General features: G+C 40.1%; 9 protein-coding genes. All 9 read right to left on the reverse strand.

Annotation, left to right across the window (positions count from 1 at the left end):
* Positions 1-169 precede the first annotated feature (169 nt).
* Positions 170-652, reverse strand: coding sequence for a hypothetical protein (locus AC5YCE_RS08530; RefSeq protein ID WP_496171715.1), 483 nt, complete (start codon positions 650-652; stop codon positions 170-172).
* A gap of 73 nt (positions 653-725) precedes the next feature.
* Positions 726-4,562 (reverse strand): phosphoribosylformylglycinamidine synthase, encoded by a 3,837-nt coding sequence (purL, locus tag AC5YCE_RS08535; RefSeq protein ID WP_496171716.1) that lies wholly within the window; start codon positions 4,560-4,562, stop codon positions 726-728.
* A 334-nt stretch (positions 4,563-4,896) separates the two neighbouring features.
* Complete coding sequence (locus tag AC5YCE_RS08540) at positions 4,897-5,937, reverse strand: M20/M25/M40 family metallo-hydrolase (protein ID WP_496171717.1); 1,041 nt, start codon at positions 5,935-5,937, stop codon at positions 4,897-4,899.
* Between the two features lie 235 nt (positions 5,938-6,172).
* Entirely contained in the window at positions 6,173-7,093 is a 921-nt protein-coding gene (pstB, locus tag AC5YCE_RS08545; RefSeq protein WP_496126077.1) for a phosphate ABC transporter ATP-binding protein PstB, read from the reverse strand.
* Positions 7,094-7,106: 13 nt separating this feature from the next.
* Positions 7,107-8,498, reverse strand: a complete 1,392-nt coding sequence (pstA, locus tag AC5YCE_RS08550) for a phosphate ABC transporter permease PstA (RefSeq protein ID WP_496171718.1) — start codon at positions 8,496-8,498, stop codon at positions 7,107-7,109.
* Positions 8,498-9,877: a phosphate ABC transporter permease subunit PstC gene (pstC, locus tag AC5YCE_RS08555; protein WP_496126026.1), complete on the reverse strand. Its 1,380-nt coding sequence runs from the start codon at positions 9,875-9,877 to the stop codon at positions 8,498-8,500. The genes pstA and pstC overlap by 1 nt, the downstream gene beginning before the upstream one ends.
* Before the next feature lie 95 nt (positions 9,878-9,972).
* Complete coding sequence (locus AC5YCE_RS08560) at positions 9,973-10,998, reverse strand: substrate-binding domain-containing protein (RefSeq protein ID WP_496126025.1); 1,026 nt, start codon at positions 10,996-10,998, stop codon at positions 9,973-9,975.
* 234 nt (positions 10,999-11,232) lie between these two features.
* Positions 11,233-11,523 carry an amidohydrolase family protein gene (locus AC5YCE_RS08565; protein WP_496171719.1) on the reverse strand — a complete coding sequence of 97 codons (291 nt, stop codon included), beginning with the start codon at positions 11,521-11,523 and terminating at the stop codon, positions 11,233-11,235.
* Positions 11,524-11,537: 14 nt separating this feature from the next.
* Positions 11,538-11,751: transposase (locus AC5YCE_RS08570; RefSeq protein ID WP_496171720.1), on the reverse strand; the 214-nt coding region annotated here is incomplete at its 5' end.

An 11,751-nucleotide genomic window follows, 5' to 3' on the forward strand; every position in this document is an offset into this window, starting at 1 on the left:
ACATACTTGCCCTAACCTCTATATAAACCAAGTCCAGTGGAAGAAAGATCTTAGACCTAAATTTCAAAGCGCTATGTAAGACATATTAAGAAGTATCAAAACATCTAAAGATGAAATTTCACTTAGGTCACAAATTCATGGTTTATTGTTTTATTATCATTTTAAATGGTTAACCAACTTCCCAATAAAACTTCTTTTTGTTATCAGGTAGGGAATCAATATAATTTCGTTGAGTAGTCCAATCTTTGTGCGGTACACAATATCCATTTGCTTCAGCCGAGAAGCTTCTGCCTTCTCTATCTATAATTTTCACTTTAACAGTAAAGTAATGACCATATAAGGTTTTTTCTTTGATTAAGCATTGATCATCAAAGTTGATTTCAATATTTGCGACCTGTAAATTATTTAACTTTTTTCGATGAATATTCAAGTAATGCACTAAATCTTGCTGGAATTTCTGTTGAACTTCCAATAAGAACAAATCTTGTTGTATAGAATATTTATCTAATAAGTCAAATTCAAAAATCATGCTATTCAATGATTTAGCGTGGGTATAAAGTACTCCTATCCCCCAGTAACCATCATAGTCGTGATAACGATTAGTGAACTTATCTAAAAGAATACGACAAACATCTAATAAGTGTTTTTTCATAAATTTAACGAATTTTTAGACATTATAATTTAAAAAAACCACCCGAAGGTGGTTTTTTTAATCTCATATCGTACTAACCGATAAATTTACGCGCATTTCTAAACATACGTAACCATGCACCATCTTGATCCCAAGCTTCAGGTTTCCAAGAATGCTGTAAAGCACGGAAGTTACGCTCTGGGTGCGGCATCATAATCGTTGCACGACCGTCTTTAGACGTTACACCAGAGATTGCTTCAGGAGAACCATTCGGGTTCATTGGGTAATGTTGTGTTGGGTTACCATGGCTATCTACATAACGTAAGATGACTTGGTTACCTGCATTTAATGCAGCAAAGTTGTCCGCGCTTGCAACCGCACGACCTTCACCATGTGCAACTGCGATCGGTAAGATCGAACCGTCCATACCTTCAAGCAATACAGAGTTTGATTTTTCAACACGAACGTTTACCGCACGGGCTTCAAACATTTCGGACGTATTACGGTGGAAACGTGGCCAAGCTTCTGCACCCGGAATGAGTGGTGCAAGTTGAGACAGCATTTGGCAACCATTACAAATACCTAAAGAGAAGGTTTCGTCACGATTAAAGAATTTCTCAAATTGATCACGAAGTTTCGGATTGAACAATACAGATTTCGCCCAACCACCACCAGCGCCCAATACGTCACCGTAAGAGAAGCCACCACATGCCACCAAGCCTTCAAAATCATCAAGGCTAATACGACCAGCAAGTAAATCGCTCATGTGAACATCAACAGTGTTGAAGCCTACTTTATCGAATGCAGCAGCCATTTCTACATGACCATTTACGCCTTGTTCACGTAAAATCATCATGTTAGGACGACGGCCATTAATATACGGCGCTTCAATTTCTTCATTCAAATCGAATGTCGGCTGTGCGATTAAACCTTTATGATTTTTATCGGTGATTAAAGCAAACTCTTGATCCGCAGTTTCAATATTGTCACGTAAACGTTGGATTTGATGAGATACTTCAGTCCAAGCGACTTGCAAATCAGCACGATCAAGTGTTAAACCATTGACAGTTAAAGTATCTGTATTGTTTACAGTACCTACAACTGCAATTGCATCACGTAATGAAGATGCCGCAACTTCAGCTTCTAATGCTACCCAATCCGCTTTAGAAATTTGCAATACCGCACCAATTTCTTCTGCAAATAAACTTTCTACAGATTGATCTTCAAGTGCTACACCTAAACGAGATGCAAACATCATTTCTGCAACAGTTGTAACTAAACCACCATCACCAATGTCATGGTAAGCTTTAATCAAGCCACGGTTGTTCCAATCTTGTACCAATGCAAAGAATGCTTTGAAATCGTCAAAATTATCTACATCAGGTGTCACTGAACCAATTGCTTTGTAAACCTGAGCTAAGATCGAACCGCCTAAACGGAATTGACCTTTAGACAAATCAATACGTACAAGTACAGATTCAAGATCTTTAAGTTCAGGTGTTAATGTTTGACGTACATCCGTTACAGGTGCAAATGCTGTAATCACGCCTGTCATAGGAGAAGTTACGGATTTATCAATACCTTCATCATTCCATGTGGTACGCATAGATAAAGAATCTTTACCTACAGGAATGGCGATACCTAAAGCAGGACACATTTCCATACCGATGGCTTTTACACCTTCAAATAATGCTTGATCTTCACCCACCTGACCTGCCGCAGCCATCCAGTTCGCAGACAATTTGATGTCGCTAATTTGGTCAATTTTTGCAGACATGATATTGGTAATCGATTCAGCCACAGACAAACGTGCAGAAGCAGCAGGATTTAACAATGCAACGGGTGGACGCTCACCCATTGCCATTGCTTCACCTGTGTAACCTACTAAACTTGTTGTAGTAACAGCAGCATCTGCTACAGGTACTTGCCATTTACCTACAAACTGATCACGTGCAACCATACCTGTAATCGAACGGTCACCAATGGTGATCAAGAATGATTTAGACGCAACGGTAGGATTTTTAAGAACACGGTAAATCGCATCTTTTAGGTCTGTTACTTTAGATGCATCAAAGTCATCACCATGACGTTCGATACAATCATAAGAACGGCTCATACGAGGCGTACCACCAAGCATCACTTGCATTGGCATATCAACAGCTTTGTTACCAAACAATGGATCTTCAACTGTTAAATGACGTGCTTCAGTTGCTTCACCTAGTACTGCAAACGGGCAACGTTCACGTGCACAGATCGACTCAAACAATGGTAAAGATTCTGGGCGAATCGCAAGTACATAACGTTCTTGTGCTTCGTTTGACCAGATTTCCATTGGAGACATGCCAGGCTCTAAAGATGGAATTTTACGAAGATCAAGGACTGCACCAAGCTCATGGTCATTCACCAACTCAGGCATTGCATTTGAAACACCACCCGCACCGACATCATGTACAGATACGATTGGGTTATGGTCTTCCATACGCCAACACGTATCGATCACTTCTTGGCAACGACGTTCCATTTCTGGGTTTTCACGTTGCACAGAAGCAAAGTCTAAGTTCTCACCTAGCTTACCGCTATCTACAGAAGATGCCGCACCACCGCCTAAACCGATCAGCATTGCAGGACCACCAAGCACAATGAGCAAATCACCTGGTAAAATTGGATCTTTTTCTACATGGTCAGGACGAATATTACCGTAACCACCCGCAATCATAATGGGCTTATGGAAACCTTTTACATCGCCATTTACATTTTGTTCGAATGTACGGAAGTAACCATTCAACGCAGGGCGACCAAACTCGTTGTTAAATGCAGCACCACCCAAAGGACCATCAATCATGATCTGAAGTGGAGAAGCCATGCGAGATGGTTTACCGTAGTTTTCTTCCCAAGGTTGTTCAAACCCAGGAATATTTAAGTTAGAAACTGTAAAACCAGTTAAACCCGCTTTTGGCTTACCACCACGGCCTGTTGCGCCTTCATCACGGATTTCACCGCCTGAACCTGTCGCAGCACCAGCAAATGGTGCAATTGCAGTTGGATGGTTATGTGTTTCTACCTTCATAAGAATATGAGCAGCTTGGCTCTTATACTTATAAATGTGCTGACCAGATTCTGCATCTAATTTTGGATAAAAGCGCTGAGTATCAAAACCCACGATGACAGAAGCATTGTCTTTATATGCCGACAATACATCTGTAGGAGATTCTTTATAAGTGTTCTTAATCATTTGGAACAATGACAATGGTTGTTTTTCACCATCAATTGTCCATTCAGATCCAAAGATTTTATGACGGCAATGCTCAGAGTTCGCTTGGGCAAACATCATCAATTCAATGTCATGCGGGTTACGACCCATTTTAACAAAGGCATCCGTTAGATAATCAATTTCTTCATCAGACAATGCAAAACCAAACTCAGCGTTTGCTTTAACCAAAGCCTCTTTACCTTGACCCAAGATATCAATTGAGTTTAAAGGTTTAGGCTCTGTTTCAGAGAATAATGCAGCAGCATCTTCAATGTTATTGAAAACACTTTCAGTCATACGGTCATGTAAAACGTGTTTCACTTCATTTGATATTTCAGAAATACCTTTTAAAGTAAACAAAACACCGCGTTCTAGGCGGTGTATCGGCGTATTACAGTTGGCAAAAATGTCAGTCGCTTTAGATGACCACGGCGAGATTGTGCCTAGACGTGGTGTGACTAAAATCTGAATTTCATCACTTGTAGCTTGGCGGAGGTCAAATGACTCACCATCATTGAGAAGCTGTAAAGCGGATTGCTGTTGTTGCTCACCCAGCGCTTGGTCAAAGAGATAGACCCATTGGCTTTCGATAGATTGAACTGAACTAATAGACGCTAAACGTGAAAGTAGTTGAGTTTTCTTAAAAGAAGAATGTGCAGGTGCACCGGCAACGATAAACATGCTGATTTTGGCTCCACGGGCAGGCCTAAATAACCTTGCCACAATGTGACTTGAAGAGAGCGCATATTCTACTTCTTATTCCGCCAATCAGCTAGATAGAATTTAAAGAATGTCACATCTAATATCAGCCAATTGCTCAAGAAAACTTTGAATTTCAGATAAAAAATTTGAATATCAACTGAATAAATAGCAAGGATGGCTTGTATCTAAATAATTCTAAGCAAGATGATGAATCAGACTGAATCATCATCTTTGCTATGAATAGCGCAATAATTTTTATTCCTAAACGCTTTTAAGGTGACCAAAGACAAACTTCTACCGAAAAATAATGACATTAATCTATTTCATTGATCAAATACACAATCGCATCGGCAGCAATTGCCAAGGACTGAGGATCGACTTGATCAATGGTATCGCAGGCCTTGTGATAACACGGTGCAAATTCAAGCTCATCCCCTTTCATTTGTTCATTAAATAGAATCACCGAGGTAATAGGGACTTTTCCTAAAAAGGCTAAAGTATCACTGGCTGTTAAAGTTGACACATCTTCTTTAATCGTCAATTGTTTTGATTTGAAAAAAGCTTTTAAATGCTGTTCTAGCGCCAAATCTCCAGCATGATTGGGTAAAGACCTCAAACTATCTGTTAAAGGCTTATAGTCTGACTCACTCATACCACGTTCTTTAAACAACGCTTCCATTTCATCGACAGAGGACTTATCAGCATCTGCAATCATAATATTCGGGCTTTTTGTGCCCACCATATCCACATTGATATAAGCTTTTATTCCATCCAACTGCTGTTGAGTGAGTTTCTTGACATAATCTTGTGATCCTGCGATTCCTACTTCTTCAGAATCCCAAAATGCGAGCACAATCGTATGTTTCGGCTTTTGCTTAGATTGTTTTAATGCATGCATTAATTCTATCAGCGTTGCAACGCCTGTCGCATTGTCATTGATTCCTGGTCCCATTTTCACTGAATCATAATGCGCACCAATCATGATCACTGATTCTTTCGATTGACCCGCGATCTCAACTAAAATATTTTGCCCTACGGTTTTTTCACGATTTTCAAAAGCCAATATTTGTGGATTGAATCCTGCACTTTTCGCTTGATCGAGAATATATTTCGCCGATGCCAAACCACCTTTTGTTCCAACAGCACGATTTCCGCCGTTGTTCTGTGCAATCTCTTGGAAAGCATTCAGATGGCTCATCATCCTTTCAGGGCTAAGCTTGATTTGATCAAGTACTTGTATTTGTTCTGACGTTTTATTTTCTATTTTTGGAGATGATTGCGATGACGCGCAACCACTCAAGATCAAACTGCCTGAAATGGCTATACTCAGTGCTAAGCTGTGATTAAATTTCATCTAAAGTCTCTAATCTTGTTATTTCATTCTCTATTATTAAAACATTGATTCAAAAGCTGTTTAGTTTTTTATAGTAAAAATAAGCGCTAGATTTCAATTCATTCTGAATACTTAGAGTGCTTTAATCCATTTCAAATACGATCTTGATATCAGTCAAAATTATTAACAAAACTTAGAAATAAAAAAGAAGAGCATATTTGCTCTTCTTTTTTTATCGCTCAATAGATGCTAAGAATTAACCAAAACGGCCTGTAATATACGCTTCTGTCAATTGATGATCGGGTTGTGTAAAGACTTTTTCTGTCGAATTCACTTCAATCAAATCACCCAAATGGAAATAAGCCGTACGATCCGATACACGTGCTGCTTGCTGCATCGAGTGCGTTACAATTGCAATCGTATATTGAGTAGAGAGTTCCGAGATCAATTCTTCCACTTTCGCCGTTGCAATTGGATCAAGTGCAGAACAAGGTTCATCCATCAGAATCACTTCAGGGCTTACGGCAATCGTACGTGCAATACATAGACGTTGTTGCTGACCACCTGACAATCCTGTGCCCGGTTGGTTCAAACGATCTTTCACTTCATCCCAAAGCCCCGCTTTACGCAAGCTGTTTTCAACGATCTCTTCAAGATCATACTTATCACGTGCTAAACCATGCAGTTTAGGGCCATAAGCGACATTGTCAAAAATTGATTTCGGGAATGGGTTTGGCTTTTGGAAAACCATACCCACTTGAGCGCGAAGTAAAACCACGTCCAAGTTCGGATCATAGATATCTTGGTTATCTAGCATCACTTTACCCGTCACACGGCACGAATCAATCGTGTCATTCATACGGTTTAAAGTACGCAAGAAAGTCGACTTACCACAGCCTGAAGGGCCGATAAATGCAATGACTTCGTTCTGATAAATATTGAGATCAATTCCTTTAATCGCTTCAGCTTCGCCGTAGTAAACATGCACATCTGACGTACTTAATTTTACCGTCGATTGCTTTTGGTCTTTCTTAGAAGATGGCGTTTCAAATTGCGAAACAAACGGTGTCGCTGATTTAGTTTGCTCAGTACCCATAGATGATACTTGTGATTGTTCTTGATTCACGGACTTATCCTGTTCTAAGGAATTGGGTTTAGTAGCGCTAGCAATATTCATCATATGACCTCAATTACCAACGAACTTCAAATTTCTTACGTAACCAAATGGCTAAGCTGTTTAATCCAATCATCAATGCAAGTAACACAATGATCGCAGCTGCTGTGCGCCCTTCAAAGAAGTTACGAAGTTCATTACCCTGCCATAGGAAGATTTGGACTGGCAGAGCCGAAGACTGGTCAAATGGCGTTGCAGGAACACTCGCAACGAACGCACTCATACCAATTAATAAGAGTGGTGCAGTTTCACCCAAAGCTTGAGCTACACCAATAATTGCACCTGTTAAGATACCCGGTAAAGCCAACGGTAATACATGGTGGAATACTGTTTGTAAACGAGATGCACCCAAACCTAAAGCAGCTTGACGAATAGATGGCGGTACCGCTTTAAGTGATGCACGTGTGGTAATAATCACCGTTGGCAAAGTCATCAAGCTCAATACCAAACCACCGACCAAAGGTGCCGACAATGGTAAATGCATCCAACCAATGAAGATCGCCGCCCCCAGTAAACCGAAAACAATTGAAGGAACAGCTGCTAAGTTGTTAATGTTGACTTCAATCACATCGGTAATCCAGTTCTTTGGAGCAAACTCTTCTAGATAAACCGCGGAAGCTACACCGACAGGGATCGAAATTAAAATCACGATCATCATCATGAACAAAGAGCCCATGAATGCACCTGCTAAACCAGAGGTTGCTGGTGAACTACGTGAATCAGGACTCGTAAAAATATTCGTGTTAAAAGTACTTTGAATGATGCCATTGGCTTTCAAATCATCGGCAATTTGACGAACTTCAGGGCTGAGCTGTTGTTGTTCATCTGACAAACTACGATCAATGTCACCTTTTAGCCACACATCAACATTTGCATCTGCCAAGACTTTCACTTCATTATTCGTACCCAATAAACTTGGGTTTTGCATATACATATCACGTAAACGATATGCTTCTGAACTGGTATAAAGACTTGATAGTTCATCACGCTTCGCTTCAAGCGCAGGATCTTTTGCGATCATTGCATTGACGATCAAGGCATCCCAATCCACCATCCCAATCTCAGTTTGCCAAGCGATATAGCGTTCTTCAAACTGTGCAGGTGATTCATTGGCTGTTTGAACAGGTTGTTTTGATACTTGAATCACAGCAGGATCGAAATGGATCGGCAGCGTTAAACTGTTTTGCCAAAAAGCTGGGAGACCTTTCGATAAAATACTACCGAATAATAGGGCAACAAAAAACAGACCGAGAATAACTGCAGAAAATCCGAAGTATTTAAAGGTTTTCTCTTTACGGTGTCTTTTCGCCAAAGAGCTTTGGATTTTTTGTTTACGTTTCTCACGTACTTCCGCAGCGTTCATTGCGTCAAGATTTGAATCCATTTGAGTTGAGTTTGTAGTCGTCATTAGTCGTATTGCTCACGATATTTACGCACGATATACAGTGCTACAATGTTCAAACCTAAGGTAATGACAAACAAAGTCAGACCTAATGCAAAGGCAACCAAAGCTTGAGGACTTGCGAAATCCGTATCACCAGTCAACTGATTCACAATCGTGATGGTCACTGTCGAAATCGCTTCTAAAGGATTCGCATGTAATAATGGGCTGTTACCCGCTGCCAATACCACGATCATGGTCTCACCAATGGCACGCGAAGCCGCTAATAAGAATGCACCGATAATCCCCGGCAAAGCTGCAGGAATAACCACTTGACGAATCGTCTCAGACTTGGTCGCACCTAAGCCTAATGAACCATCGCGTAGTGAACGAGGCACTTGCGTAATAATGTCGTCTGAAAGTGAGGATACAAATGGGATAATCATAATCCCCATCACAAAACCTGCTGTTAAAGCGCTGGTTGCGTTGATATCAATCCCCACCATTGCACCTAAACTTTTGGCAAATGGTCCAATGATCATCAAAGCAAAAACACCATAAACAATCGTTGGAATACCCGCTAAAATTTCGATTGCAGGCTTTGCCCAAGATCTGAAAGATGAAGATGCATATTCTGCTAAATAAATAGCGATCATTAAACCCACTGGAACTGCAACTAAAAGTGCAATACCACTGACCATTAATGTTCCCCAAAGCAATGGTAATAGACCATAACTTCCTTCAGCACTTCCTGACGTGCTGAAACCAGGGTTCCACTCTGTTCCAAAGAAGAAATCCATGGGATTCACAAAGCTAAAGAAACGCATAGCTTCACTAAACATCGACATTACGATGCCGATTGTGGTCAAAATCGCAACACCTGAGCACAATGCCAAGCTAATGTTTATTATTTTTTCAACTTGATTACGTGCACGATATTGCTCAGATATTTTTTTCTTTGCCCAAACTAAGCCGAGCATCGCCGCTGAAAGTACCACTGCAAATTTTGCATATGATCCAATCACTTCAATTTTTGCTAATTGTTCTGCGGCTTTTAATTCATAAGCCAATGGCTGATCGCTTACACCGAAACCTGATGCAATCGCTTGTACTCGATCTACAAGTACACTGATGCTCGCAGGATCTAATGTTGCAGCAATATTTGCAGGAATATTATTCAGCACCACATGTTTAAAAATGCTGGGTTCAATAATGTTCCACACGATTAAAATCAGAAAAGCTGGAATCCCACACCACAGTGCAACCAATGCACCATAGTATCCTGGACGTGAATGTAGCATTGCAGAATTACTGCCCTGACCTGCTAATTTACGGCTTTTAGTCAACCCGATTTGGTACGCTATCGCAATTAATGCAAGTAACACCCCGATGAGTAGCAGATTCATGAATTCTCCACCAATTTTCAATGACACATTGAAAAAATATATTTAGCAAAAAACTGATGATGGGACACGCCCACCATCAGTTTATGTTTCAACGATTATTTAACTGCTTTGCCTGCTTTGAAGTTCGCAAGAACTTGAGCACGTTCTTTATCAGACATTGAAATCAGACCCGCTTTTTCTAATTTAGATCCTTTACCTGACACTTTTTTGCTAATGAAGTATTCGGTAAATTGCGGTAAACCTTTGATTGATTTCAAGTGCTCGCCTTTTACATAGAAGAACAATGGGCGAGAAACTGGGTAAGAACCGTTTAAGATTGTGTTTTCAGATGGCGCAACATTATTCACAGTTGCAACACGTAAACGGTCACGGTTTTGATCATAGAAACCTAGACCAAACACACCCACCGCACTTGGAGACGTTTTTAAGCGTGCCAGTGTTTCAGTGTAATCGCCTGCGATCTCAACCACACGACCATCCTTACGGAAAGTGGTACATGCTTTTTTCATAGCATCTTTATCTAAAGACTTAATTGCAGCATAAGATTCACAACCTGCATCCACCATCTTCTCCTGAAAGACTTCGCGCGTTCCATGATTCGAAGCTGGAATCACTAGAGTGATCGGTTCATTCGGAAGTGATTTGTCGATTTGATTCCAACGTGTATAAGGGTTTGCAACCATTTTACCGTTAGAAGGCAACTGTGCAGCTAATGCAGCAAATACATGTTGTGGACGTAATTTGTAAGCCGCTTTATTGGCATTTGAAGCAAAAACAATACCGTCATAACCAATTTTAATTTCTATTACTTGGTTAACACCTGCTTTTTTACACGCTGCCAATTCTGAATCTTTAATTTTACGAGATGCATTCGCGATATCGATGGTGTTGTCGCCTACACCATTACAAAATTGCTTTAAACCGCCTGATGAACCGCCAGAGCCGACGACAGGTGTTTTAAATTGCGGAAAGTTATTACCAAACTCTTCAGCTGCGATACTTGCATAAGGTAAAACTGTAGAAGAACCAGCAATTTGAATCGTATCACGCGCTGCATTCGCGGTTGTTGCTGCAGCCACCCCAGTTAAAGCTAATGCAATTACGATGTTATTTAAGCGCATCTAGATATCTCTCAATATATGCAAATATGGAGTACGCTACTTTTTATTGAAGTATTGTACTTATTTCGATATATGCATTTTGATTTTATAATATGACAGAGAGGTTACAGCTTTATTACGATTCTATGATTTTTATAAATTATTGCCCATCCAGCGTTTAATATTTGATTACCAAAAAAATCCGCAACGTTAACATGCGGATTTTTAAATATTTTATTCGCTAAAAACAATTGTTTATTTGAGATGATCAACCACCACTGCACCATCTTTAACCACGAGTTTCACCTTTTCTAATGCTGAGATATCCTTTAACGGATCACCATCAACAATAATCAAATCTGCAATTTTGCCTTTTTCAAGTGTACCTAGATCTTTAGCTCCAAGTGCTTTTGCACCTTCTTTGGTTGCCGACAATAAAATAATTTTGTTATCAATGCCTTGCCCCTTCATGACTTTGGTCACCATTGGAATGACCTCTTTGGGTGGAATCCCTGGAACATCAGAAGTAAACAATGGTATAGCCAAATATGAAACATAAGCTACATCATCTTAAATACGATATCCAGAGCTTCCTGAATGGTTTTATTGTTCTGAGCAATGATGTGCCTGACTTTACTTTTTAAGACAGACCATGCTTTTTCAATAGGATTGAGGTCGGGACTATACGCAGGTAGATAAACGATTCTTGTCTTATATTTTGCTGCTAAATCATCAATCGCTTGACCTTTATGAATTGAGGCATTATCGAGAATC

The organism is Acinetobacter sp. CY79, assembly GCF_059515845.1.

Bases quoted from the DNA above. Each gene is read 5' to 3' on its own strand.
- pstA (WP_496171718.1), bottom strand. From the start codon at position 8,498: ATGACGACTACAAACTCAACTCAAATGGATTCAAATCTTGACGCAATG.
- AC5YCE_RS08560 (WP_496126025.1), bottom strand. From the start codon at position 10,998: ATGCGCTTAAATAACATCGTAATTGCATTAGCTTTAACTGGGGTGGCT.
- purL (WP_496171716.1), bottom strand. From the start codon at position 4,562: ATGTTTATCGTTGCCGGTGCACCTGCACATTCTTCTTTTAAGAAAACT.
- AC5YCE_RS08530 (WP_496171715.1), bottom strand. From the start codon at position 652: ATGAAAAAACACTTATTAGATGTTTGTCGTATTCTTTTAGATAAGTTC.
- pstB (WP_496126077.1), bottom strand. From the start codon at position 7,093: ATGAATATTGCTAGCGCTACTAAACCCAATTCCTTAGAACAGGATAAG.
- pstC (WP_496126026.1), bottom strand. From the start codon at position 9,877: ATGAATCTGCTACTCATCGGGGTGTTACTTGCATTAATTGCGATAGCG.
- AC5YCE_RS08540 (WP_496171717.1), bottom strand. From the start codon at position 5,937: ATGAAATTTAATCACAGCTTAGCACTGAGTATAGCCATTTCAGGCAGT.